The organism is Ancylobacter terrae (assembly GCF_045108345.1).
Taxonomy (GTDB): Bacteria; Pseudomonadota; Alphaproteobacteria; order Rhizobiales; family Xanthobacteraceae; genus Ancylobacter.
In genome coordinates, this window is the sequence record NZ_JBJGXH010000001.1 from 1463709 (window position 1) to 1489043 (window position 25335).

The window sequence follows — 25335 nt, forward strand, 5'->3', positions numbered from 1 at the left end:
CCTTGTGCGGGCTTTCCTTCCGCGCACGGCGCGCCTAACTGAGCGGTGGATGCGAGAAGGATCGCGAAAACCCCATGGTCACCCTCGTCAACACGCTGAACCGGGCGGTGAATCCCGCCAGCGAGCGCCCGCGCCATCCCGAGAAGGCGAACCGCCCGGAAACGCCGGTGCTGAAGAAGCCGGACTGGATCCGCGTGCGCGCGCCCGGCACCCCCGGCTGGGCCGAGACCGCGAAGATCGTGCGCGAGAACAAGCTCGTCACCGTCTGCGAGGAGGCGAGCTGCCCGAATATCGGCGAGTGCTGGCAGAAGAAGCACGCCACCTTCATGATCATGGGCGACACCTGCACGCGCGCCTGCTCGTTCTGCAACGTGCGCACCGGCTTGCCCGGCCCGCTCGATGCGGATGAGCCGCGCAAGGTGGCGGAAGCGGTGGCGAAGCTCGGGCTGGAGCATGTCGTCGTCACCTCGGTCGACCGCGACGATCTCGCCGACGGCGGCGCGGAGCATTTCGCGCAGACCATCCGCGCCATCCGCGCACTGAGCCCCGGCACGACGATCGAGGTGCTGACCCCGGATTTCCTGCGCAAGGAGGGCGCGCTGGAGATCGTCGTCGAAGCGAAGCCCGACGTGTTCAACCACAATCTCGAATGCGTGCCCTCGCTGTATCTGACGGTGCGGCCCGGCGCGCGCTATTTCCATTCGCTGCGCCTCTTGCAGCGGGTGAAGGAGCTCGACCCCACCATCTTCACCAAGTCCGGCATCATGGTCGGCCTCGGCGAGGGGCGGAACGAGGTGCTGCAGCTGATGGACGACCTGCGCTCGGCCGATATCGACTTCATGACCATCGGCCAGTATTTGCAGCCGACCCGCAAGCACCACGAGGTGAAGGCCTTCGTCACCCCGGAGGAGTTCAAATCCTACGAGACCATCGCCTACACCAAGGGCTTCCTGATGGTGTCGTCGAGCCCGCTGACGCGCTCCTCCCACCATGCCGGCGAGGATTTCGCCCGGCTGCGCGCCGCCCGTGCGGCGAAGATTGGCGCCGGTGCCGGCAAGGCGGGCGCCGCCCCCGCGCACGCCGCCCCCGCCCATCTGCCGGCCTGAGGCACATGCCGTCCTTCCGCAACACGCGGCGCGTGCGCCATTCGGCGGCGGACATGTTCGACCTTGTCGCCGATGTCGAGAAATACCCCGAATTCGTGCCGCTCTGCGCCAGCCTGCAGGTGAAGCGCCGCGTGGCGAGCGGGGAGGGCATCGAGATCCTCGTCGCCGACATGAGCGTCGCCTACAAGGTGCTGCGCGAGCGCTTCACCAGCCGCGTGACGCTCGACCGGCCGCGCCTCTCCATCCTCGTCGAATATCTCGACGGCCCGTTCAGCCGGCTGGAGAACCGCTGGGGCTTCCGCGACCTGCCCGAGGGCGGCTGCGAGGTGTCGTTCTTCATCTCCTACGAGTTCCGCTCGCGCACGCTGGGCCTCGTCATGGGCGCCATGTTCGACGCCGCCTTCCGCCGCTTCGCCGAAGCCTTCGAGAAGCGCGCGGACGCGGTGTATGGGCGGCGGGTTGCAACCTGAATTGACGGGCGGCGCGGTCGCGCCCATCATGCGCGCCATGAGCCGGACCAATGACGGCCTGACCCATATCGTCTGAATCTTCTTCGAACGTCATCCCCGGGCTCGTCCCGGGGATCCACGTCTTCCCCCAGCGAGCCGGAGGCGTGGATGGCCGGGACAGGCCCGGCCATGACGGCCGACGTGGTACACCCCCCTGTATTGACGAACGCTCACCCTGAGCGATTGATGGCCGCAGTGCTGCTTTGACCCGGTCAGCCGGGTTTCATCCGTGCCGAAGAGATCAGGTTTCGACCGCCTCTTGCTGGCGGCCTGCGCAACATACGGCTATTGCGGCAGCTTGCAGGACGAGGGTTTCGTCCATGTCACCGATTTCATTCCCGAGCGGGGACGGGTGACGGCCGAACAGTTCATCGACTGGCTATATATGGCGGACGAAGAGCCATGCCTCGGGAACACGTCGGCCATGATGAGGCGCGAAGGCCTCCGCAGCTGCTTCATCGCCTATATGGGCTCGGAAATCGTCGACGCGCACCGGCTTCGATATTCACGGCATAGGCGGCAGCGCCGCTGAGCGAACGCATGGGGCGCTTCCGCTTCACGCACTCCCGGGGGCGGAAGCGCGGTTGGTGCCGGCCTGCCTGCTCCGCAAGACTGTCTGTATAATCCCTCGAAGCACCGTCATCCCGGCCCGATCCGCAGGCGCAGAGCCGGGATCGCTCGCCAGCACCCACGCGATCCCGGACACGGCCTCCGGCCGTTCCGGGATGACGTCTGTGGCGGACGGGATGACGCCCGTGAAGGACACGCCAGACGGGCGCCGAGCCCATCCGGCCCGTCATCCCCGGGCGCGGCCCGGGGATCCCCGTCTTAACTGGCCGCGCGTCGAAGGCGTGGATGGCCGGGACAAGCCCGGCCATGACGGAGACGGGCGGGGAGGGCCCCGCGGCACAGGACGGGCCGCCCGCGCGCGCCCGGAGATCATCCGGCACGTCATCCCGGGCGCGTCCCGGGGATCCACGTCTTGCCTGCCGGCGAACTGAAGGCGTGGATGGCCGGGACAAGCCCGGCCCTACGGCTTCCGCGGCCGCGTCTCACCCCGCCTGCGCCGCCTTCTGCGGCATGGCGCGGACGCCGAAGCTGTCCTTCCACATGGCGCTGCCGAGGCGCAGGGCGAAGGCGACCGTGCCGGGGCGGTTGATGTCCGGCAGCACCACCTTCAGCGGCACCAGGAAGGTGCCCGCGCGCGGGACGTTCACCGTCATGTCGTTGATCGACAACGTCTTGCCGCTGTAGTCGATGCTGCCGGTCAGCGTGCCCTCATAGGCCGCGTCGGCGCGGATGCGCAGCACGAGGTTGAACTGCCAGTTGACGGGGAGCTGCGTGAAGGTGACGCCCTCGTCATAGACCCCGATGAGATTGTACTTGCCGGTGACTTCCTTGCGCACGTCGTCGCAGATCGCCGCCAGCTCGATGCCGATTTTGGCCATTGGACGTTCCCCCTTCCGCTTGGCGGTTGCCGTCGCCTGCCGCGACGGCCCGCGCCGTCAAGTTTCCGCTATTTGCGCCAGCATGGCGAGAGCCGTCAGCACCGAGCGGCGGCGCACCCCGGCACGGTCCTCGTCCGCGAACACCTCGCGCCGCTCGATCAGGCTCCCGCCCGCCCGCGCCGCTGCGAAATGGACGAGGCCGACGGGCTTGTCCGCCGAGCCGCCGCCCGGCCCGGCGATGCCGGTGATCGCGACGCCGAGCGAGGTGCCGGCGACCTTCAGCAGGCCGGTCACCATCTCCCGCGCCGTCTCCGCGCTCACCGCGCCACGGGCGCGCAGCGTCGCGGCCGAGACGCCGAGCACCTGCTGCTTGGCGGCGTTCGAATAGGTGACGAAGCCGCGGTCGAGAACGTCGGACGAGCCGGGGATCTCGGTCAGCGCGCCGGCGACCAGCCCTCCGGTGCAGGATTCGGCGGTGGCGATCGTGAGGCGGCGGGTGCGGCAGAGGTCGAGCACGCGGGCCGCGGCGGCGTTGATCACATCGGTCTCATCGGTCATCGGCTGCACTCACTGTCCACCTCACTGCACTGACCAGTCACCACGGTTCAGTCGGTCCAGGGGAGCCGTACCGTCGCGCTGGCGAGTGCGGCGATGCCCTCGCGGCGGCCGGTAAAGCCCAGCTTTTCGCTGGTCGTCGCCTTCACGCTCACGCGGCCGACCGGAATCCCGGCGATTTCGGCGATTTTCGCCCGCATCGCCTCGCGGTGCGGCCCGATCTTCGGCGCCTCGCAGATCACGGTGGCGTCGAGATAGGCGACACGCCCGCCGGCTTGTCTCACGAGATCAACGGCGTAGGCGAGGAATCGATCCGACGACGCCCCCTTCCAGGCGGCATCGGAGGGCGGAAAATGATGGCCGATATCGCCGGAGCCGATGGTGCCGAGGATCGCGTCGGTGAGCGCGTGCAGCACCACGTCGGCATCCGAATGGCCGGAGAGCTTCGCGGTGTGCGGTATTGAAATGCCGCCAACGATGACATGGTCGCCGGGCTCGAAGGCATGGACGTCGAAGCCCGTGGCGGTGCGGACGTCCCCGAGATCGGCGAGTAACCTATTGTCAGCGTTCACGAAATCCTCCGGCGTCGTCAGTTTCACATTGCCCGCCTCGCCGGCGAAAGCGGCCACCGTGTGCCCCGCCGCCGCGGCGACGGCGGCGTCGTCGGTGAGGTCGCCTCCCGCGGCGGCCCGATGGGCGTCGAGGATCAGCGGGAAGCGGAAGGCCTGCGGCGTCTGCACCATGCGCAGCGCGGCGCGGTCCGGCCCGGTGGCGAGCGTGCCGTCCGGCGCGATCGACTTGAGCGTATCGGTCACCGCCAGCACCGGCACCGCCGCCCCATGCGCGGCCGCCGCTGAAATGGCGTTTTGAATCAGAGCGTTGGAGACAAAGGGGCGGGCTGCGTCGTGGATCAGGACGAGGTCCGGCGGATCTCCGGCCAGCGCTTCCAGTCCGGCGCGCACCGAGGCCTGCCGCGTCGCGCCGCCGGCGACCGGCGGGCGAAGGCCGGTGATGGTCGCGCAGGACTGCGCGTAAAGCTCTGCATCATCAGGGTGAATCACCGGCTGGATGGTGCCGATGCCCTCCCGGCCGGCGAAGGCGCGCAGGGTGCGGGCCAGCACCGTGTCGCCGCCGATCCGGCGGTACTGCTTCGGCAGACCCTCGCCGGCCCGATGGCCGCGCCCCGCCGCCACGATGATTACGTCCGTCCGCATCGCCATCCCATCGCCTGCCCTCCGGCCCCGCCCCGACACGGGGCGGATGCCCCGATGAGCGCTTGCCGGACGCTTCCGTTTAGCGCAAAAGCGGCTTCCACAGGCAACTCTTGATGTGCGGCCATCAGAAGGCTTGCCCACACGTGCGGCTGTCTATTATATAGGCATCGCCTTTGGGGCTGCTTTAATGTGCATCGAGTGACTACGGTTTGACCCTTGCCAATCCCGCCAACGCGTTGCTGAACATCGGGCCCGTCACGGTCGCGAATACGGTCCTGCTCGCGCCCATGGCCGGCATTACCGACGCACCGTTCCGGCGGATGGCGGCGCGTTTCGGCGCCGGTCTCGTCATCTCGGAAATGGTGGCATCGGATGCGCTGGCCGCCGGACATGCCGAGACGGTCCTGCGCGCCGAAGGGGAGGGCGTGCCGATCCATGCCGTCCAGCTGGCGGGAAACGAGCCCGCCTCGATGGCGCGCGCCGCGCAGATGGCGGAAGCGGCGGGCGCGGCGATCATCGATATCAATATGGGCTGCCCCGCCAAGCGTGTCACCACGGGCCTCGCCGGGGCCGCCCTGCTGCGGGATCTCGACCTCGCCACCCGCATCATCGAGGCCGTCGTCGGTGCCGTCCGGGTGCCGGTAACGCTGAAGACGCGGCTGGGCTGGGACGACACCGTGCGGACCGCGCCGGAACTTGCGCGGCGGGCGGAGGCGATCGGCGTCGCCATGGTGACGATCCACGGCCGCACGCGCTGCCAGTTCTATACTGGCGCCGCCGACTGGAACGCCATCGCCCCGGTGCGCGACGCGGTATCGATCCCCGTCATCGCCAATGGCGACCTCGTCACCGCCCGCGATGCCGCCGCGATGCTGGCGCGGTCCGGCGCTTCCGGCGTGATGATCGGGCGCGGGGCGCAGGGGCGGCCGTGGTTCCCGGGGCAGGTCGCCGCCTTCGTGCGCAGCGGCGCCGTGCCGGACGATCCGCCGCTGGCGATGCAATGCGAGGTTCTGCTGGAACTTTATCGCGACTGGCTGAGCCATTATGGCCGGGAGCTCGGCTTCCGCACCGCCCGCAAGCACATCGGCTGGGCGCTCGACGCGGCCGCGCCCGGCGATGCGGGGTTCGTCATGCGCTGGCGCCGCGAATTGCTGACGCTCGATCAACCGGCCGCGGTGGAAGCCGGCATTCGCGCCGCCTATGCGGATCTGTCATGGAGACTGGCGGCATGAAGACGGCCAAACCCGAACGTCAGGGGCCGGACACCGGCAACATCCTCTCCGACGCGATCGTCAATGCGCTGCCGCATCCCGTGGTGACGGTCGCCGCGGACGACCACATCGTCGACGCGAATGTGGCTGCCGAATCCTTCTTCGAGGTCGGCCTCGCCGTGCTGACCCGCCACAAGCTCAGCGAGTTCGTGCCGTTCGGCAGCCCGCTGCTGTCGCTGATCGACCAGGTGCGCACGCGCGGGGCGGCGGTGAACGAGTATCGCGTCGATCTCGGTACGCCCCGCAACGGCGGCGAACGGATCGTCGACATCCATGTCGCGCCGCTGGCCGAGCGGGCCGGCCATGTCGTGGTGATGCTGCAGGAGCGCACCATTGCCGACAAGATGGACCGCCAGCTCACCCATCGCGGCGCGGCGCGATCGGTCTCGGCGCTGGCGGCGATGCTGGCCCACGAGATCAAGAATCCGCTTTCGGGCATCCGCGGCGCGGCGCAGCTGCTCGAACTCGCGGCGAGCGACGACGACCGCACGCTGACCCGCCTGATCACCGACGAGGCCGACCGCATCGTCAAGCTGGTCGACCGGATGGAAGTGTTCTCCGACGAGCGTCCCGTCGAGCGGGAGCCGGTGAACATCCATGCGGTGCTGGAGCATGTGCGCACGCTCGCGGCCTCGGGCTTCGCCCGCCATATCCGCTTCGTCGAGGAATACGATCCTTCGCTGCCGCCCGTTCTCGCCAATCGAGACCAGCTGGTGCAGGTGTTCCTCAACCTTGTGAAGAACGCCGCCGAAGCCATTGGCGATTCACCCGATGGCGAAATTCAGCTCACCACCGCCTTCCGCCCCGGCGTGCGCCTGACGGTGCCGGGTTCGTCCGCGCGCGTGAGCCTGCCGCTCGAATTCTGCGTGAAGGACAATGGCGCGGGCGTGCCGGAAGACCTGCTGCCGCACCTGTTCGATCCGTTCGTGACCACCAAGCCGACCGGATCGGGGCTCGGCCTCGCGCTGGTCGCCAAGATCATCGGCGACCATGGCGGCATCATCGAATGCGAGAGCCAGCCGCGCCGCACCATTTTCCGCGTTCTTATGCCGATGTACCGCGGTGCCCGTCCCGGCACCGAGAAGAACTGAGGGCCGCCATGCCGACCGGAAGCATCCTTGTCGCCGACGACGACGCGGCCATCCGTACCGTCCTCAACCAGGCCCTCTCGCGCGCGGGCTACGAGGTCCGTTCCTGCGGCAATGCCGCCACGCTGTGGCGCTGGGTGAGCCAGGGCGACGGCGACCTCGTGATCACCGACGTGGTCATGCCGGACGAGAACGCCTTCGACCTGCTGCCGCGGATCAAGAAGGTGCGCCCGGACCTGCCGGTCATCGTCATGAGCGCGCAGAACACCTTCATGACCGCGATCCGCGCCTCCGAGCGCGGTGCCTACGAGTACCTGCCCAAGCCGTTCGATCTCAAAGAGCTGATCGCCATCGTCGGGCGCGCGCTGTCCGAGCCGAAGAAGCCGGAGGCGGTGCTGGGCCGGCCCGGCGAGGAGGGGGATTCCATCCCGCTGGTCGGCCGTTCGCCGGCGATGCAGGACATCTACCGCGTGCTCGCCCGGCTGATGCAGACCGATCTGACGGTGATGATCGCCGGCGAGAGCGGCACCGGCAAGGAGCTGGTGGCGCGGGCGCTGCACGACTACGGCAAGCGCCGCAACGGCCCCTTCGTCGCCATCAACATGGCGGCCATCCCGCGCGACCTCATCGAATCCGAGCTGTTCGGCCACGAAAAGGGGGCCTTCACCGGCGCGAATGCCCGCTCGGCCGGCCGCTTCGAACAGGCCGAAAGCGGCACGCTGTTTCTCGACGAGATCGGCGACATGCCGATGGAGGCGCAGACGCGGCTGCTGCGCGTCCTCCAGCAGGGCGAATACACCACCGTTGGCGGCCGCACCCCGATCAAGACCGATGTGCGCATCGTCGCCGCCACCAACAAGGACCTGCGCATCCTCATCCAGCAGGGCCTGTTCCGCGAGGATCTGTTCTTCCGGCTGAATGTGGTGCCGCTGCGCCTGCCGCCGCTGCGCGAGCGCACCGAGGACATACCGGACCTGGTGCGGCACTTCTTCCTGCAGGCCGAGCGCGAGGGGCTGCCGCGCAAGCAGATCGACGTCGCCGCGCTCGACCGGCTGAAGCGCTACCGCTGGCCGGGCAATGTGCGCGAGCTTGAGAACCTGATCCGCCGGCTCGCGGCTCTCTATCCGCAGGAGATCATCACCGGCTCGATCATCGAGGCCGAGCTCGCCACGCCGGTATCGACCTCGGCGCAGGAGGAGTCGCAGGGCGACGAGACCCTCGCGGCTTCCGTGGAGCGGCATCTCAACGTCTACTTCGACGGCTTCGGTGAGGCGCTGCCTCCGCCCGGCCTCTATCACCGCATCCTCAAGGATGTGGAATACCCGCTCCTCTCCGCCGCGCTGGCGGCAACCCGCGGCAACCAGATCAAGGCGGCGGAACTGCTCGGGCTCAACCGCAACACGCTGCGCAAGAAGATCCGCGATCTCGATATTCAGATCATCCGCACCAGCCGTTGATGCCGGGAGCGGAGACGCGGGCGGGGTTGACCGGAGGGCAGAAAATTTCTCCGGCTGCCTTTTTCTGTCACATTTTTGCACCAGTGTCGTTCCACTGCATCAGTCCGCGCCGGCTCGCGTCGAGTCGGCGTACTTGAACGGTGGTAGATGACCGAGGCGACGACGCCGGACCGGGAGACGCGAGAGGCTTTCGAGTTCGGGGCCGGATTCCGCTTTTCGTGGTGGGGGATCGCGCCCCTCGCCGTGCTGGTCGCCCTGATCACCTCGCTGATCAGTTTCGTCATCCTCGTCGGCCTCACCCCGATCGTACCGTCCCAGGACGTCGTGGTCCTCGTGCTCTGCGCGAACGGGCTGATGTCGCTGGTGCTGCTGTGGGTCATCGGCCGCGAGGTGTGGCGGATCGTGAAGGCCCGGCGGCGTGGGCGGGCGGCGGCGCGGCTGCATGTGCGGGTCGTCGGCCTGTTCGGCGTCGTCGCCGTGGTGCCGGCGGTGCTCGTGGCGCTGCTGGCCAGCATCACGCTCGATCGCGGCCTCGACCGCTGGTTCTCGGTGCGCACGCGCGCCATCGTCGACAACGCGGTCTCGGTGGCCCAGACCTATGTCCGCGAGCACGCCTATTCGATCCGCGGTGATATCCTCGGCATGGCTCGTGATCTCCAGCGCGTGCGCCCGCTGTGGGACCAGGACCGCAGCCGCTTCCGGCAGGCGCTGACGGCGCAGGCCGCCGTGCGCGGGCTTCCCGCCGCGATGATCATCCAGCGCGACCTCACTGTCGTCGACCGCGCCACCATCCGCGTCGCCCGTGAATTCGTCGTGCCCTCGAACCTCGCCGTACAGGACGCCACCGAGGAGCAGCCGCTTATCTATCTGCCCAACGAGGCGGATTTCGTCGGCGCCGTGGTGCCGCTCAAGGATTTCGACGGGCTCTATCTCTATGTCGCCCGGGCCGTCGATCCGCGCGTCATCCGCTATCTCAACGAGACCCGCGCGGCGGTTTCGGAATACAGCACGCTGGAGGAGCGCCGCTTCGGCGTGCAGATCGCCTTCGCGGTGGTCTATGCGGTGATCTCGCTCACCGTCCTGCTTTCCGCCGTCTGGCTCGGCATCCATTTCGCCAACCGCCTGGTCGCGCCGATCCGGCGGCTGATCGGCGCCGCCGATCTCGTCGCGGCCGGCAACCTCTTCGTGCAGGTGCCGGTGCGCCGCTCGGAGGGCGACCTGTCGAGCCTCGCCGAGACCTTCAACAAGATGACGCACGAATTGCGCACCCAGCGCGACGATCTCGTGCAGGCGCGCGACCAGATCGACACGCGCCGGCGCTTCACCGAGGCCGTGCTGTCGGGCGTCGGGGCAGGGGTGGTCGGTGTCGATTCGGAGGGGCGGATATCGATCCTCAACCGCCCCGCCGAGAAACTGCTCGGCGTCGTCGAGGAGGAGGTGCTCGGCCGGCCGATCGCCGACATCGTGCCGGAGATCGAGGCGCTGACCCGCGATGCGCTCGAAAGCCACCGCGGCACGCAGGCGAACGTCACGCTGAGCCGGAACGGTCGCGAGCGCGTGCTGGCGGTACGCTTCACCACCGAGCAGTCGCGCGAGGCGGAGCACGGCTGGGTGGTGACGCTCGACGACATCACCGAGCTCGTCTCGGCCCAGCGCACCTCGGCATGGGCCGACGTCGCGCGCCGCATCGCGCATGAGATCAAGAACCCGCTCACGCCCATCCAGCTTTCCGCCGAACGGCTGCGCCGGCGCTACGGCAAGGTGATCGGCGAGGATCGCGAGGTGTTCGACCAGTGCACCGACACGATCATCCGGCAGGTCGGCGATATCGGCCGCATGGTCGACGAGTTCTCCTCCTTCGCGCGCATGCCCAAGCCCGTCGCCGAGTTGCAGGATGCTGCGGAGACGGTCCGGCAGGTGGTCTTCATGATGCGCGTCGGCCATCCCGAGCTCGTCATCGAGGCCGATGTGCCCGACGATCCGGTGATGGCGAAGTTCGACCGGCGGCTCATCTCGCAGGCGCTGACCAACATCGTGAAGAACGCCACGGAGGCGATCTCGGCCCTGCCGGACGAGGAGCGCGACCCGCAGCCCCGGATCGCCGTGACCCTGCGCGAGGACGGGCGGTTCGTCACCATCGACGTGATCGACAACGGCAAGGGCCTGCCGTCGGAGAACCGGGCGCGCCTGCTTGAGCCCTATGTGACCACGCGCGAGAAGGGCACCGGCCTGGGCCTCGCCATTGTCGGCAAGATTCTGGAAGAACATGGCGGCGGCATCGAGCTGCACGACGCCCCCGAAGGGCGCGGCGCCTGGATTCGTCTGCGGTTTGCGATCGAGAGCGGTATGTCGGCCGTAATGGGTTCGGTAAGCGAACCGGCGACGGCACGCGCCGGGGGCACCGGCTAGAAGGGGAAACGCGATGGCCACCGACATATTGATCGTCGACGACGAGGCCGATATTCGCGGGCTGGTCGCCGGCATCCTCGAGGACGAGGGCTACGGCGCGCGCACCGCCAAGGACAGCGACGAGGCGCTGGCCGCGGTCGAGGCGCGACGCCCCAACCTGATCTTCCTCGACATCTGGCTGGAGCGCTCGAAGCTCGACGGCCTGCAACTGCTCGAAGTCATCAAGCGCGAACATCCCGACGTGCCCGTCGTGATGATTTCCGGCCACGGCACCATCGAGACCGCCGTCGCCGCTATCCGCCAGGGCGCCTACGACTTCATCGAGAAGCCGTTCAACTCGGACCGGCTGATCCTCGTCGCCAGCCGGGCGCTGGAGACGCTGCGCCTCAAGCGCGAGGTGCGCGATCTCAACCGCCGCACCCCGAATGCGCAGGCGCTGGTGGGCCACTCGACCGCGATGAACCAGTTGCGGCAGAGCATCGACAAGATCGCCCCCACCAACAGCCGCATCCTCATCGTCGGCCCGTCCGGCTCCGGCAAGGAACTCGCTGCGCGGATGATCCACGCCGGCTCCGCGCGTGCCGAGGGGCCCTTCGTCGTCATCAACGCCGCCGCCATCACCCCCGAGCGCATGGAGGTCGAGCTGTTCGGCGTCGAGGGCGCGGAAGGGCAGGGGCGGCAGGTGGGGGCGCTCGAGGAGGCGCATGGGGGCACCCTCTTCATCGACGAAGTCGCCGACATGCCGCGCGAAACCCAGAATCGCATCCTGCGGGTGCTGGTCGACCAGAACTTCCTGCGCGTCGGCGGGGCGACGCGCGTCTCGGTCGATGTGCGCATCATCTCGTCGACCGCGCGCAATCTCGAGAAGGACATTGCCGAGGGCCGGTTCCGCGAGGATCTCTATCATCGGCTCGGCGTGGTGCCGCTGCGGGTGCCTCCGCTGGCCGAGCGGCGCGAGGATGTGCCCGAACTGGTCGATTATTTCCTCGAGCAGATCTCGCATGCCACCGGCCTGCCGCGCCGGCGGATCGGCGAGGACGCGCTGGCGGTGCTGCAGTCGCATGACTGGCCAGGCAATGTCCGCCAGCTCCGCAACAACATCGAGCGCCTTCTCATCCTGGCGAGCGGCGATGCCGACGCCGTGGTGACCGCCAGCATGCTGCCGCCGGATGTCGGATCGCTCGTGCCGAGCCTGCCCAATGGCAATGGTGGCGAGCACCTGATGGGCCTGCCGCTGCGGGAGGCGCGCGAGGTGTTCGAGCGCGAATATCTCGTCGCCCAGATCAGCCGCTTCGGCGGCAACATCTCCCGCACGGCCGAGTTCATCGGCATGGAACGCTCGGCGCTGCATCGCAAGCTGAAGGCGCTCGGCATCGGCTGATATAGTGGTGGCGAACTGATTTCGCCGGCTGCCGCGTCGGCGGAACCTGCTATAGAGTAGCCTCGCGAGAAGGGTTTACCCATGAAGGTCGTCATCTGCGGCGCGGGACAGGTCGGCTTCGGCATCGCCGAGCGCCTCGCCGCAGAGCAGAACGACGTGTCGGTGATCGACACTTCGCCGCGGCTGATCCAGGCCATCACCGATACGCTCGACGTGCGCGGCTTCGTCGGCCACGGCTCCCATCCCGACGTGCTGGCGCGCGCGGGGTTGGAAGCCGCCGACATGCTGATCGCGGTGACCCTGCACGACGAAGTCAACATGATCGCCTGCCAGGTTGGCCATGCGCTGTTCGACGTGCCCACCAAGATCGCCCGCGTGCGGGCCCAGAGCTATCTGCAGGGGCACTGGCGCGACCTGTTCTCGCGCGATCACCTGCCGATCGACGTGGTGATCTCGCCGGAGGTCGAAGTCGGCGAGATGGTGCTGCGTCGGCTGTCTTTGCCGGGCGCCATCGACACGGTGAGCTTCGCGGACGGGCAGGTCGTCGTGGTCGGCGTGCAGTGCCTGCCCGACTGCCCGGTGCTCGATACGCCCCTGCGCCAGCTCACCGAGCTGTTTCCGGACCTGCGGGCGGTCGTCGTCGCCGTCCAGCGCGGCGGCCGTGTCTTCGTGCCTCGCAGCACCGACTCGCTTCTGGCCGACGATGTGGCGTATTTCGTTGCCCAGAGCGACCAGGTGGTCCGAACCCTCTCCATTTTCGGTCACGATGAACCGCCCGCCCAGCGCGTGGTGATCGGTGGCGGAGGCAATATCGGCCTCTATGTCGCCCGCGAGCTGGAGAACCGCAATTCCCGCGCCCGCATCAAGCTGATCGAGGACAATCCGGAGCGGGCGCACGCCATCGCCGAGGAGCTTTCCCGCACCGTCGTGCTCAACGGCAGCGCACTGAGCCGCACCGTGCTGGAGGAAGCGGCCGTCGGGGAGGCCGACACCATGATCGCCGTCACCAACGACGACCGGGTCAATATCCTCTCCTGCCTGCTGTCGCGGGAGCTGGGCGCCAAGCGCATGCTGTCGCTGCTGAACGATCCCAACTACCCCGCCTTCGCCCATGGGCTCGGAATCGACGCCTATGTGAACCCGCGCCAGATCACCGTCTCCAAGGTGCTCCAGCATGTGCGCAAGGGGCGCATCCGCGGCGTCCATTCCCTGCTCAACGGCGTCGGCGAGGTGATCGAGGCGGAGGCGCTCGACACCTCCGCTCTGGTCGGCAAGCCGTTGCGGAGCCTCGATATCTTCGACGGCATGCGGCTCGGCGCGGTGGTGCGGGGCGGCAAGGTGATCCTGCCGCGCGGCGATACCGTGATCCAGGCCCGCGACCGCGTCGTGCTGTTCGCTCTGGCCGACAGGGTGAAGCGCGTCGAGCAGATGTTCCGCGTCAGCCTCGAGTTTTTCTGAGAGCCGCCATGGTCGCCCTTGCCCGGCATGGAGTGATGGCCGCCGGCGTCCTGGCGGCGATGCTGGTGATCGCGGCGCTGGCCGGCCTCGCCGAACGCGGCACGGCACCGCTGGTGTTCCTGTTCTCCGCGCTGCTGACCGTCTTCTTCGCCGTCGCGGTGCATTTCGGCACGCGCAGCCGCCCGGGCAAGCTGGATCGTGCCGGCGCCCTCACGCTGCTGGCGCTGATGTGGCTGGGCATACCCACGCTTGCGGCCCTGCCGATCGCGGCGACCACCTCCCTCGGCGCGGTGGGCTCATGGTTCGAGGCGGTGTCGGCTCTGACCACCACCGGTGCGTCCCAGGTTCACGAAGCCGAACTGCCGCGGGCTACGCTGGTGTGGCTGCTGTCGCTGCAATGGTTCGGCGGCCTGCTGTCGCTGGTCGGCTACATCGCCGTGCTGGCCCCCTCGGGCGCCGGCGGCCTGCCCAATCATGCGGCCGGCCTTGCCGAGTTCGGGCAGGGGGAGGGGGCTGGCATCGAGGGCACGGTGCAACAGGTGCTGCCGATCTATGCCGCCGCCACCGTGCTGTGCATGGTCATTCTGTTCGCCCTCGGGCTGAAGGGATTCGAGGCCTTTGGCCTTGCCTCCGCCGCCGTCTCCACCGGCGGTCTCCTGCCCGACAATGACGGCATGGCCGCCTACGGTGACCCGGCGGTGAAGTTCGTCATGATCGTCTTCATGCTGGTGGGAGGCACCAGCATTCTCTGGCACCGCATGCTGCTGACGCGCCGATTCCGGCAGGCTTTCAGTCAGCACGAGAACCTGCTCGTTCTGGGGCTGAGCGCGGCTGTCGGCATCTATGCCGCTGCGGCGTGGTTCCGAACGCCGCTGGGCGGTGAGTCCCTGCCGATCGCCATCGAGGACGGACTGTTCACCGCCGTCTCGCTGGTCACGACAACCGGCATCGAGCCGCATGCCGGGGCGTTCAACACCCTTCCCGTCACGCTGGTGATGATGCTCGTCTTCATCGGCGGGGCGACCTTCTCGACCAGCGGCGGCATCAAGATGTACCGCGCCAGCGCCATGGTGCTGCAGAGCCTGCGCGAACTGCATCGGCTGATCCACCCGCATGCGGTGCGTCCCAGCCGGCTCGGGCGCCAGAGCATTTCGCTCGAAGGCATGAAGGCGATCTGGCTGTGCTTCGCCGTCACCTGCATCGTCTTCGTGATCATCGGCGCGGCGATCGCCCCCGCCATGCCGAGCTTCGAGGCGGCCTATGTCGGCGCTCTCGCGGCCCTGACCAACACCGGCCCGGTCTATCTCGCCGGCTGGAACGCCACCGCGATCTGGCCGGAATGGGACATGCTTCCCGATTATGCGCGCATCATCCTCGCCTTCGCCATGATTCTGGGACGGTTGGAGATCCTGGTGGTATTGGGGCTCGTCCATTTCGTCTTCTGGCGTCACTGAGGTCTCGACGTCGCTTTCCGGAAGCAGCAGGAACCATGTCCCGCATCGCCTATGTCAACGGCCTCTATCTCCCCCACGCACAGGCCGGCGTGCACATCGAGGACCGCGGCTATCAGTTCGCGGACGGCGTCTACGAGGTGTGCGAGGTGCGGGGTGGTCACCTCGTCGACGAACGCCGCCACATGGAGCGCCTGGCCCGTTCGCTGGGTGAATTGCAGATCGCACTGCCGATGTCGCGCACCGCGCTGGGAATCGTCCTGCGCGAGACCGTTCGCCGGAACCGCGTCGGTGACGGCATGGTCTACCTTCAGGTGACGCGGGGCGTCGCCCGGCGCGACCATGTCTTTCCACCGGCGGGCACCCCGCCGTCGGTCGTCGTGACCGCCCGTTCGGTCGATCCGGCCAAGGGCGACCGGCAGGCGGAGCAGGGCGTGGCGGTGATCACGGTGAAGGACAATCGCTGGGAGCGGGTCGACATCAAGAGCGTCAGCCTGCTGCCGAACGTGATGGCGAAGGAGCAGGCGAGGGCGGCCGGCGCCAAGGAGGCGTGGTTCGTCGACGCACAGGGCCAGGTCACCGAAGGCGGCTCGACCAATGCGTGGATCGTGACCCGCGACGGCGTGATCGTCACCCGTCCCGCCGAATCGGGCATCCTGAGGGGAATCACCCGCACGGTCGTGCTCGAGGTCGCCGCGCGGCAGGGCCTCAAGGTGGAAGAGCGGGCCTTCACCGTTGCCGAGGCTTATGAAGCGCGCGAGGCCTTCATCACGGCGGCCACCACGATCGTCATGCCGGTGGTGCAGATCGACGGCAAACCCGTTGGAAACGGCCATCCCGGCTCGGTCGCCCAGGCCTTGCGGGCCGGCTTCCACGCCATGGCGGAAATCGCGCCCTGACGCGGCGTTGGGCACTCATGCACGAAATCATCTTGCACGACCGATAGGGTATGCGATGCTTGCAGCGCACGTTTTCGGCATCGCGTCTCCCCGGACGGGAGGATCGTCCGATCGTCGAAAGCGGCCGCGCCGACGATGCATCAAACAACGGATCAAAAAACCATGGCCGCGGATCGTTCCCAGAACCTCCAGGACACCTTTCTCAACCACGTCCGCAAGAACAAGACACCTCTCACGATCTTCCTCGTCAACGGCGTAAAGCTGCAGGGAGTGGTGACCTGGTTCGATAATTTCTGCGTGCTGCTGCGCCGGGACGGGCATTCCCAACTCGTGTACAAGCACGCCATCTCGACGATCATGCCCGGCCATCCGGTCCAGCTTTTCGAAGCGCCGGACGAGGCCGGGGAGAAGGGCTGATTGGAACTCAAGAGCGCGGATCGGCGCCGCGCCGACAAGGCGGCGCCGCTGGGTGGCCCGGAAGCCGAGGGCAGGGCAGAGCGGGCGGTCGTCATCGTGCCCTACCTCACCCGATCCAGGGCGGGGGAGGGCGCCGATACGCGCCGCTCTCCCGAGGCGCGCCTCGATGAAGCCATCGGCCTTGCGCTCGCCATCGATCTCGACGTGGTCTCCAGCGGTCTTGTCGGCCTCTCGCAGGTTCGGCCGGCGACGTATCTCGGCGCCGGCAAGGTCGAGGAAATCGCCGGCCTCGTGAAGGCGCACGAGGCCGGGCTGGTCTTTGTCGACGCGCCGCTCTCCCCGGTCCAGCAGCGCAATCTCGAAAAGGCGTGGGCCGCCAAGGTCATCGATCGCACGGCGCTGATCCTCGAGATCTTCGGCCAGCGCGCCCGCACGCGCGAGGGCGTGCTGCAGGTCGAACTCGCGCACCTGTCCTACCAGCGCAGCCGCCTCGTGCGCTCCTGGACGCATCTCGAACGCCAGCGCGGCGGCTTCGGCTTCCTCGGCGGGCCGGGCGAGACCCAGATCGAGGCCGACCGACGGATCATCGGCGAGCGCATCCACAAGATCGAGCGCGAGCTGGAGCAGGTGAAGCGCACCCGCGCTTTGCACCGCGCCAGCCGCAAGCGTGTGCCTTATCCGGTGGTGGCCCTCGTCGGCTATACCAATGCCGGCAAGTCCACGCTGTTCAACCGCCTGTCGACGGCGCAGGTGATGGCGCAGGACCTGCTCTTCGCCACGCTGGACCCCACCTTGCGGGCGGTCCATCTGCCGCATGGCGAGCGCATCATCCTCTCCGACACCGTTGGCTTCATTTCGGAGCTGCCCACGCAGCTCGTCGCCGCCTTCCGCGCGACACTGGAAGAGGTGATCGAGGCCGATATCATCCTGCATGTGCGGGACATGTCGCATGAGGACGCCGACGCGCAGGCCGGCGATGTCGCCGACGTGCTGACGGAGCTCGACATCGATCCGGCCAATCACGACCGACTCATCGAGGTCTGGAACAAGATCGACCGGCTCAACGAGGACGCGCGCGATGCGCTGCTGAACACCGCGGGACGGCGGCCGGCCCGCGAGAGGCCGATCCCGGTCTCGGCGCTCACGGGGCAGGGCGTGCCGGAGCTCCTCGCCGCCATCGAGCAGCGTCTCGCCCGCGAGCGGGTGACGCTGGCGGTCGACCTCGATCCGGCCGACGGCGAAGGGCTTGGCTGGCTGTACCGGCATGCCGAGGTGCTCGAGCGCCGCGAGGGGGAGGGTGGACGCATCCACCTCGCCGTCCGTGTGCCCCCTGACCGAGCCGAGGGAATCATCCGCCGCTTCGGTGCACGGCAGACCGGCGGCAAGCCGCTCGACCGATAGCCGCCGCGCCCTACTCCGCGCTTTTCGCGGCCTGCCAGAGCGCTTCCATCTCGTCGAGGCTCGCCTGCCCCGCAACGCGCCCTTCCGCGGCCAAGGCGTCTTCGATGGCGGCGAACCGGCGCTCGAACTTGGCGTTTGTGCCGCGAAGCGCCGCTTCCGGATCGACATCGAGATGGCGCGCCAGATTGGCGACGGCGAAAAGAAGGTCGCCGATCTCCGCCTGAGCCGCGTGCCGATCGCCGCTGGCGATCTCGGCTTCGACCTCGGCGATCTCCTCGCGGATCTTGGCGATCACCGGTCCGGCGCTCGCCCAGTCGAATCCGACCCGGGCCGCCTTCTGCTGGAGCTTCACGGCGCGCGTCAGGCCGGGCAGGGTGGCCGGCACGCCGTCGAGCACACGCTGCGTCCCCGCCTCCGCCGGCAGCCCGCGCGCGGCGCGGCGGTCCGCCCGTTCGCGCTTCTCCGCCTGCTTGATGTCCGCCCACAGCGCCTTGACAGCCTCGGGCGCGAGATCACGCGCCTCGCCGAAGACATGGGGATGCCGGCGGATCAACTTGCCGGTAATGGCCAGCACGACGTCGCCGAAATCGAACAGGCCGGCCTCGCGCGCCATCTGTGCGTGGAAAACCACCTGCAGCAGCAGGTCGCCGAGTTCGTCGCACAGGTCGTCCATATCGCCGCGCTCGATGGCGTCGGCGACCTCGTAGGCTTCCTCGACCGTATAGGGCGCGATGCTCGCGAAATCCTGCTCCAGGTCCCACGGGCAACCCGTGAGCGGCGTGCGCAGCGCCGCCATGATGGCGAGCAGTCGTTCGATGTTGCGGGAAGGCTGCACGATCAACTCCTCGGAGGGGAGAGCAGGACGAACGCGAGGCCGAACCGGCACGCCGGGCCGATATACCGATGATTCGCAGAAGACATATTATGGAAAATAACTATCATTGCAATATCAGGTGGTTGGTGAGATCTCGCGGCTAACCGGTGGCTGTCAGCTATCAATCGTGACGCTCAGCCCATCGACGGCCGGAACGACACCGGGCGGCAACTGGCTGGCGAGCGCGGCGTAATCGAGATCGGTGTGCAGGTTGGTCAGGATCGCCCGGCGCGGGCGCAGGCGTTCGATCCATTCCAGCGCGTCCGTCACCGAGAAATGGCTGGGATGTGGCGTGAAGCGCAGCGCGTCGACGATCCACAGATCGAGGCCGGTGAGGAATTCCAGGCTCTCCGGCGGCAGGTCGTGCAGATCGCTGGAATAGGCCACGTCACCGAAGCGGAAGCCGTAGGAGATGATGTTGCCGTGAAACTGGCGGAACGGCACCGCGACCACGCCGCCGCCGCTGCCCGGGATCGTCACCGGCTCGCCGTGGCGGAAACGGTGCTCGCGCAGGATCGGCGGGTATTCCGAGCCGGGCGGCGTCTCGAAGCAGTAGGCGAAGCGGTCGTGAACGACGGACGATGTCTCCGCATCCAGCCAGACGTCGATCCGCCGGCGGTTATGGATGGTGAGCGGGCGCAGGTCGTCGATGCCATGCGTATGGTCGGCGTGCTCGTGCGTGAACAGCACGCCGTCGAGGCTGGTGACCCGTGCGTCGAGCAGTTGCTCGCGCAGATCCGGCGACGTATCGACCAGCACCCGAGTCTGCCCGTCGGAAGGCGAGGCGGGATCCTGCGACGTGCGATCGACCAGCAGAGAGCAGCGCCGGCGGCGATTGCGCGCGTCGTTGGGATCGCAGGCGCCCCAGCCCTGCCCCACCCGCGGCACCCCGCCCGAGGAACCGCAGCCGAGGATAGTGAAAGTCAGGCTCATCGGGCACCCGCTGGCGAGAAACAGGAATCGCGGCCGTCAGCGGCCCCGGCAGTCCATTTCACAACACCCTGCCGGTCCGTGCCAGCCGCTATGCCGCCGCCCGCGAAAACAGACGGTGGAAATTGGCGGTCGTGAGATCGGCAATCGCTGCCGGCGTCTCGCCCCGCGTCTCGGCGAGCACACGCGCCGTCTCGGCCACGTAGGCGGGCTCGTTCCGCTTGCCGCGCCAGGGATTGGGGGCCAGATACGGCGCATCCGTCTCGACCAGCAGCCGATCCGCCGGGAGCTCGGCCGCGATCGCGCGCAGCGGGGCGCCGGTCTTGAAGGTGAGAATGCCGGAGAAGGAGACGTAGCCGCCCAGCGCCACCGCGCGCCGGGCGAGGTCGGCGCCGCCGGTGAAGCAATGGAGCACGAAGCCGAAGGCCCCCTTCCCTGCCTCCTCCTCGAGGATCGCGGCGACATCGTCGTCCGCCTCGCGCGCGTGGATCACGAGCGGCAACCCGGTCCGCCGCGCCGCCTCGATGTGGAGGCGGAAGCCGGCATGCTGCGCCTCGCGCGAGGCGGTGTCGTAGTGATAGTCCAGCCCCGCCTCGCCGATGGCGACGACCCTGGCATGATCCGCTGCCGCCAGCAGTTCGGCGAGCGTCACGTCGCGTTCCTCGTCGGCGTTGTGCGGGTGCGTGCCAACCGAACAGAACACATCGGCGAAGCGATCCGCCAGCGCATGCTGCTCATGGGCGCGCCGGACCCGCGTGCCGATGGTCAAAAGCTTGCCGACCCCGGCGGCCCGAGCACGCTCGACGACCGCGTCGATTTCCGGGGCGAAATCCGGGAAATCGAGGTGGCAATGGCTGTCGACGAGCATGGTCACGCGGTCTCGGGCTCAACATAGCGGGGGAAGACGCCCGCCGGCGCCGGCAGCGGCGTGCCGCCGTCGAGTCGCCCCGCATCGCCGAGCGCCGCGAAGTCGCGCCGCTCCGCCGGCACCGCCAGCAGGTCGAGCAGCTTGGCCGCACCACCCGGAATGAAGGGCTGGGCGAGGATGGCAATCTGCCGGATCACCTCGGCGGTGGTCCACAGCACAGTGCCGAAGCGCTCCGGCGCGCTTTTGCGCAGTTCCCAGGGCGCGCTGGCGGCGAAATAGCGGTTCGCGTCAGCCACGACCGCCCACACGGCGGCCAGCGCCTGGTGGATCTGCTGCGTCGTCATCGCCTCGCGGGCCTTGGCCAGCATGCCGTCGGCCGCCTCGAGGATCGCCGCGTCCTCGTCCGAGAGCGGGCCGGGCGCGGGCAGGGTGCCGCCGAGGTTCTTGGCGATCATCGACAGCGAGCGCTGGGCGAGGTTGCCGAGATCATTGGCGAGATCGGCGTTGGTGCGCGCGACGATGGCCTCGTGCGTGTAAGACCCGTCCTGCCCGAACGGGATCTCGCGCAGCAGGAAATAGCGCATGGCATCAACGCCATAGGCCTTGGCGAGGTCGAACGGGTCGATCACGTTGCCGACCGACTTCGACATCTTCTCCCCGCGATTGTGGATGAAGCCATGCGCGAAGACGGTCGTCGGCGGCTCGATGCCGGCCGCCATCAGGAAGGCCGGCCAGTAGACCGCGTGGAAGCGGATGATGTCCTTGCCGATGATGTGAAGGCTCGCCGGCCAGTAGCGGGTGAACAGTTCGCCCTGCTCGTCCGGATAGCCGACGCCGGTGATGTAGTTGGTCAGCGCGTCGACCCAGACATACATCACATGGTCCGGATCATCCGGCACCGGAATGCCCCAGTCGAAGGTGGTGCGGCTGATCGAGAGGTCCTGCAACCCGCCCTTGACGAAGCTCGTCACCTCGTTGCGGCGCACGTCTGGCCGGATGAAATCCGGGTGGGACTCGTACCAGGCGAGCAGGCGGTCCTGATAGGCGGAGAGGCGGAAGAAGTAGCTCTTCTCCTCGGTCCACTCGACCGGCGTGCCCTGGGGGGAGAGGCGCACGCCGCCCTCCCCGATCGTGGTCTCGTCCTCGGCGTAGAAGGCTTCCTCGCGCACCGAGTACCAGCCGGAATAGGAGCCGAGATAGATATCGCCATTGGCCGCCATCTTCCGCCAGATGGCCTGGCAGGAGGCAATGTGATCCTCGTCGGTGGTGCGGATGAAGCGGTCGTACTCGACCCCCAGCAGCGCATCCATCTGCTTAAAGCGGTCGGCGTTGCGCGTCGCCCATTCCAGCGGCGTCAGGCCCTGCTTCTGGGCCGTCTGCATCATCTTGAGCCCGTGCTCGTCCGTGCCGGTCAGGAAGCGGACGTCGTGCCCGTCGAGCCGCGCGAAGCGGGCGATCGCATCCGAGGCGATCTTCTCATAGGCGTGGCCGATATGCGGCGCGCCGTTCGGGTAGTCGATGGCAGTGGTGATGTAGAAGGCCGGTTTCACGCGCTCATTCCCGCGAGGCAAGCGACATGCGTGCGGTCAGGGACGGACGGCCTCGTCGAGCGACGCGAAGACCCTGAACACGAATGTCTTGCGATCGAGATTGTAGACATCCGCGTCGATCGCGGCGCGGCGCACCTTCTCCCACACCTCCGGCAGGCGTGCAAGGCGCACGCCGGCCTGAGTGCGCCGGCCGGTGGCGAGGTCCGCGATCCAGGCCTCCACGGCTTCGACGAAGCTGTCGAACGCCCCGCTGCGGTCGCCCTGCAGTCGCTCGCCGAGCCCGTGCAGGGCCTTCACGTCCGCGACGGGCAGCCGGCCCAGCAACTGCTCGGTCGCCAGCCGCACCTCCAGCCCCTCGCCGGACAGCAGTGCCAGCGCCCGCCTGACGCTGCCCCCGCTGGCCCGCGCCGCCGCGCCGGCACGGGCCGGATCAAATCCCTCGATCCCGCCGGCGAGGCCGGTGAGCACGGCACCGACGTCCTCCTCGCCGAGTGGGCGCAGCGGCACCAGCCGGCACCGCGAGCGGATCGTCGGCAGCAGCCGGCCCGGGGCATGGCTGACGAGCAGGAACAACGCGCGCTCGGGCGGCTCTTCCAGGGTCTTCAGCAAGGCATTGGCGCCCTGCGCGTTCACCTCGTCGAGCGCATCCACGATGCACACCCGCCAGCCCCCTGCACCGGCGGTGGAGCCGAAGAAGCTGCGGACCCGGCGGACCATCTCGGCCGGGATGACCGAGGGCAGCTTGCCACCCTCGAGCGCCACGCGGCGCAGCACGAGCAGATCGGGATGCGACAGCGCGGCGACCTGCCGGTATGCCGTATGATCGGGCGGAACCTGAAGCGTGCCGGCCGGTGCCGCGCCATTGGCGAGGACAAAACGGGCGACCCGATAGGCGAAGGTCGCCTTGCCGATGCCCTCCGGCCCACCGATCAGCATCGCATGCGGCAATCGCCCCGCATCCCAGGCTGCGCGCACCGAAGCCTCCGCGGCCTCGTGGCCCCGCAGTTCCTGCCGCTCGCGCGGATGAGGCGCATCGCCGAAGCGGTCGCCCTCGAGGCTCGTCTCTCCGCTCATGTCGCGACGTCGGCCGTGTCGGCAACACCAAGCCGGGATGAAACGGCGTGCCAGATCGCTGCTGCGACGGTGGCGACATCGGCGCCGCCGTCGATCAGCACGCAGCGGTCCGGTTCGGCCTCCACGAGGTCCCGGAACGCGTCGCGCAGCGTGCGATGAAACGCGAGCCCCTCGCCCTCGAAACGGTCGGCGGTGCCGCCCGAGCGGGCGGCGGCGCGGGAAAGCCCCTCCTCCGCCGGCAGGTCGATTACGAGGGTCAGATCGGGCCGGGTCGACCCCACAGCCACCTGTTCGAGCTTGCGGATCAACTGGGCGTCCACATTGCCGAGCACGCCCTGATAGACCCGGGTCGAATCGGCGAAGCGGTCGGTAATCACCCACGCCCCCCGCGCCAGCGCCGGGCGAATGGTCGCGGCGACATGGTCGGTGCGCGCGGCGGCGAACAGGATCGCCTCCGTCATCGGCCCGAGCGGCTTGGCCGCTCCCGAGAGGAGCACATGGCGGATGGCCTCCGCGCCAGGCGAGCCGCCCGGCTCACGGGTCAGCACCACCTCGTGTCCAAGCGCGCGCAAGCGCTCGGCGAGCAGGCGCGCCTGCGTCGACTTGCCCGCGCCCTCCCCGCCCTCGAAGCTAATGAACCGGGCCGGCGGCCGGCCACCGCCAGCCCTGTTGCCGCCGACACCCTTTTCCACCGCCTTGCCGAGGACCGCCGCGTCCGGCACCACCGTCCTCATCCCTTGAACTTTGCATAGCCCTGACGGACCAAGGTCACGCCGAGCTCGTAGGCGCCGTCCACGGCCCGGCGCCAGAGCGGGCCGACCGGCACGTCCTCGGCCGCCACCAGCGGGACATCGAGGGCCGCCTGCTCACCCCGAAACACCCGCAGCCGCGCCACTTCCGCGCCCTTCGCCACCGGCGCCTCGATCGGCCCGGTATACTGGATCTTTGCGGTCACCCGCTCGGTACCGTTGCGGGCGACCAGCACCCGGATCGGGCCGACGCCGGTCAGCGGAACGCCGCCGAGCGTGCCGCCATGCACCGACGCATCGCCGACGACCTGCCCTTGGTCGAACAGCAACTTCGACTCGAACGAGCGAAAGCCCCAGTCGAGCAGCTTGCGCGCATCCTCGGCGCGTTCCTTCTCGGATTTCGAGCCCATCACCACGACGACCAGACGTTGGCCATTCTGCACCGCGGAGCCGACCACATGGTAGCCGGATTCCTTCAGAAAGCCGGTCTTGAGCCCGTCCGCGCCCAGGCTGAGGCCGAGCAGCGGGTTGCGGTTCATCTGGCGGATCTTGTTCCAGGTGAACTCCCGCTCGCCATAGATCGCGTAGTATTCGGGATAGGTACGGATGATGTGGATGGCTAGCCGCGACATGTCGCGCGCCGTCGTCTTCTGGTCGGGATCGGGCAATCCGTTCGAATTGCGGAAATCGGAGTTGGTCAGCCCGATCGCCTTGGCCTCGTCGTTCATTTTGCCGGCGAACGCCATCTCGTTGCCGGCGATCCCTTCGGCAAAGACGATGGCCGCATCATTGCCCGACTGGATGATGACGCCGCGCATGAGGTCGTGCACCGCGACGCGGCTGTTGAGCGCGGCGAACATCGCCGAACTGCCGGACGGCGCGCCGCCCTTGCGCCAGGCATACTCGCTCACGGTGAATTCGGTGTCGGGCGTCAGCCGCTTCTCGCGAAGCTCCTTGAAGACCACGGCCATGGTCATGAGCTTCGTCAGACTGGCAGGTGCGATCTGCTGGTCGGCGCTCTTCTCGTAGAGCACCGTGCCGCTGTCGTAGTCGATCAGGATGGCGGCGACCGCGCCTATCGCCGGCGGCTCGACCTGCGCGGCCGCAGGCTCGGCGGTGGTGAGGAGCGCAACGGCCATGAGCCCGGCAAGAGCGCGGATCAGCACGCCCGTCCCGAAGAAGCCGTCCAAGGACCGTGAGGCTGTCATCGTCGCCGTGCCTCCTCC

General features: G+C 68.4%; 23 protein-coding genes. 13 read left to right on the forward strand and 10 right to left on the reverse strand.

The features are described from left to right. The first annotated feature begins 74 nt into the window (after positions 1-74). From lipA to ACEUEL_RS07010, 3 genes are all read left to right on the forward strand, one after another. The gene (gene lipA, locus ACEUEL_RS07000; protein WP_405703519.1) at positions 75-1106 is read left to right on the forward strand and encodes a lipoyl synthase; all 1032 of its coding nucleotides are present in this window, start codon (positions 75-77) and stop codon (positions 1104-1106) included. Positions 1107-1111: 5 nt separating this feature from the next. After that, positions 1112-1576, forward strand: coding sequence for a type II toxin-antitoxin system RatA family toxin (locus ACEUEL_RS07005; protein ID WP_405703520.1), 465 nt, complete (start codon positions 1112-1114; stop codon positions 1574-1576). A 268-nt stretch (positions 1577-1844) separates the two neighbouring features. Next, on the forward strand, positions 1845-2147 hold the full coding sequence (locus ACEUEL_RS07010) for a hypothetical protein (protein ID WP_405703522.1): 303 nt from the start codon (positions 1845-1847) through the stop codon (positions 2145-2147). Between the two features lie 520 nt (positions 2148-2667). Here the strand turns inward: ACEUEL_RS07010 and ACEUEL_RS07015 are convergent. From ACEUEL_RS07015 to ACEUEL_RS07025, 3 genes are read right to left on the reverse strand one after another with little or no spacing between them, the layout of a single operon-like run. Next, entirely contained in the window at positions 2668-3063 is a 396-nt protein-coding gene (locus tag ACEUEL_RS07015; RefSeq protein WP_405703524.1) for a DUF6941 family protein, read from the reverse strand. Positions 3064-3120: 57 nt separating this feature from the next. Continuing rightward, positions 3121-3621: a CinA family protein gene (locus ACEUEL_RS07020; RefSeq protein ID WP_405703525.1), complete on the reverse strand. Its 501-nt coding sequence runs from the start codon at positions 3619-3621 to the stop codon at positions 3121-3123. Between the two features lie 47 nt (positions 3622-3668). Then, on the reverse strand, positions 3669-4832 hold the full coding sequence (locus ACEUEL_RS07025; protein ID WP_405703527.1) for a bifunctional 2-C-methyl-D-erythritol 4-phosphate cytidylyltransferase/2-C-methyl-D-erythritol 2,4-cyclodiphosphate synthase: 1164 nt from the start codon (positions 4830-4832) through the stop codon (positions 3669-3671). A gap of 209 nt (positions 4833-5041) precedes the next feature. Between ACEUEL_RS07025 and dusB the strand changes: the two genes are divergently transcribed. The 10 genes from dusB (at position 5042) to hflX (ending at position 18064) form a co-directional block, all read left to right on the forward strand. Beyond that, positions 5042-6064 (forward strand): tRNA dihydrouridine synthase DusB, encoded by a 1023-nt coding sequence (dusB, locus tag ACEUEL_RS07030; protein ID WP_405703528.1) that lies wholly within the window; start codon positions 5042-5044, stop codon positions 6062-6064. Next, a complete protein-coding gene (locus tag ACEUEL_RS07035) occupies positions 6061-7194 on the forward strand; it encodes a two-component system sensor histidine kinase NtrB (protein ID WP_405703530.1) in 1134 nt (377 codons plus the stop codon). Before dusB ends, ACEUEL_RS07035 begins: the two co-directional genes overlap by 4 nt. 8 nt (positions 7195-7202) lie before the next feature. Next, complete coding sequence (gene ntrC / locus ACEUEL_RS07040) at positions 7203-8648, forward strand: nitrogen regulation protein NR(I) (RefSeq protein WP_405703532.1); 1446 nt, start codon at positions 7203-7205, stop codon at positions 8646-8648. A 147-nt stretch (positions 8649-8795) separates the two neighbouring features. Next, positions 8796-11057 carry a sensor histidine kinase NtrY-like gene (locus tag ACEUEL_RS07045; protein ID WP_405703534.1) on the forward strand — a complete coding sequence of 754 codons (2262 nt, stop codon included), beginning with the start codon at positions 8796-8798 and terminating at the stop codon, positions 11055-11057. Between the two features lie 13 nt (positions 11058-11070). Beyond that, positions 11071-12438, forward strand: a complete 1368-nt coding sequence (gene ntrX, locus ACEUEL_RS07050) for a nitrogen assimilation response regulator NtrX (RefSeq protein WP_405703535.1) — start codon at positions 11071-11073, stop codon at positions 12436-12438. Positions 12439-12519: 81 nt separating this feature from the next. Further along, the gene (gene trkA, locus ACEUEL_RS07055) at positions 12520-13896 is read left to right on the forward strand and encodes a Trk system potassium transporter TrkA (protein WP_405703536.1); all 1377 of its coding nucleotides are present in this window, start codon (positions 12520-12522) and stop codon (positions 13894-13896) included. 8 nt (positions 13897-13904) lie between these two features. Beyond that, entirely contained in the window at positions 13905-15350 is a 1446-nt protein-coding gene (locus ACEUEL_RS07060; protein ID WP_405703538.1) for a TrkH family potassium uptake protein, read from the forward strand. 35 nt (positions 15351-15385) lie between these two features. Further along, entirely contained in the window at positions 15386-16246 is an 861-nt protein-coding gene (locus tag ACEUEL_RS07065) for a D-amino-acid transaminase (protein ID WP_405703540.1), read from the forward strand. Positions 16247-16408: 162 nt separating this feature from the next. Then, positions 16409-16663, forward strand: coding sequence for an RNA chaperone Hfq (gene hfq, locus ACEUEL_RS07070; protein ID WP_405703541.1), 255 nt, complete (start codon positions 16409-16411; stop codon positions 16661-16663). Next, positions 16664-18064, forward strand: coding sequence for a GTPase HflX (gene hflX / locus ACEUEL_RS07075; protein ID WP_405703543.1), 1401 nt, complete (start codon positions 16664-16666; stop codon positions 18062-18064). Positions 18065-18074: 10 nt separating this feature from the next. Here the strand turns inward: hflX and mazG are convergent, their stop codons facing one another. From mazG to ACEUEL_RS07110, 7 genes are all read right to left on the reverse strand, one after another. After that, positions 18075-18899, reverse strand: a complete 825-nt coding sequence (gene mazG / locus ACEUEL_RS07080) for a nucleoside triphosphate pyrophosphohydrolase (protein ID WP_405703544.1) — start codon at positions 18897-18899, stop codon at positions 18075-18077. 153 nt (positions 18900-19052) lie between these two features. Further along, positions 19053-19871, reverse strand: coding sequence for an MBL fold metallo-hydrolase (locus ACEUEL_RS07085; protein WP_405703546.1), 819 nt, complete (start codon positions 19869-19871; stop codon positions 19053-19055). An 88-nt stretch (positions 19872-19959) separates the two neighbouring features. Continuing rightward, the gene (locus ACEUEL_RS07090) at positions 19960-20736 is read right to left on the reverse strand and encodes a TatD family hydrolase (RefSeq protein ID WP_405706611.1); all 777 of its coding nucleotides are present in this window, start codon (positions 20734-20736) and stop codon (positions 19960-19962) included. Positions 20737-20738: 2 nt separating this feature from the next. Beyond that, positions 20739-22286, reverse strand: coding sequence for a methionine--tRNA ligase (metG, locus tag ACEUEL_RS07095; protein WP_405703547.1), 1548 nt, complete (start codon positions 22284-22286; stop codon positions 20739-20741). Between the two features lie 36 nt (positions 22287-22322). Further along, positions 22323-23360, reverse strand: a complete 1038-nt coding sequence (locus tag ACEUEL_RS07100) for a DNA polymerase III subunit delta' (RefSeq protein ID WP_405703549.1) — start codon at positions 23358-23360, stop codon at positions 22323-22325. Continuing rightward, positions 23357-24052: a dTMP kinase gene (gene tmk / locus ACEUEL_RS07105; RefSeq protein WP_405706614.1), complete on the reverse strand. Its 696-nt coding sequence runs from the start codon at positions 24050-24052 to the stop codon at positions 23357-23359. Before tmk ends, ACEUEL_RS07100 begins: the two co-directional genes overlap by 4 nt. 38 nt (positions 24053-24090) lie before the next feature. Continuing rightward, positions 24091-25317, reverse strand: a complete 1227-nt coding sequence (locus ACEUEL_RS07110) for a D-alanyl-D-alanine carboxypeptidase family protein (protein WP_405703552.1) — start codon at positions 25315-25317, stop codon at positions 24091-24093. Between the last annotated feature and the right edge of the window lie 18 nt (positions 25318-25335).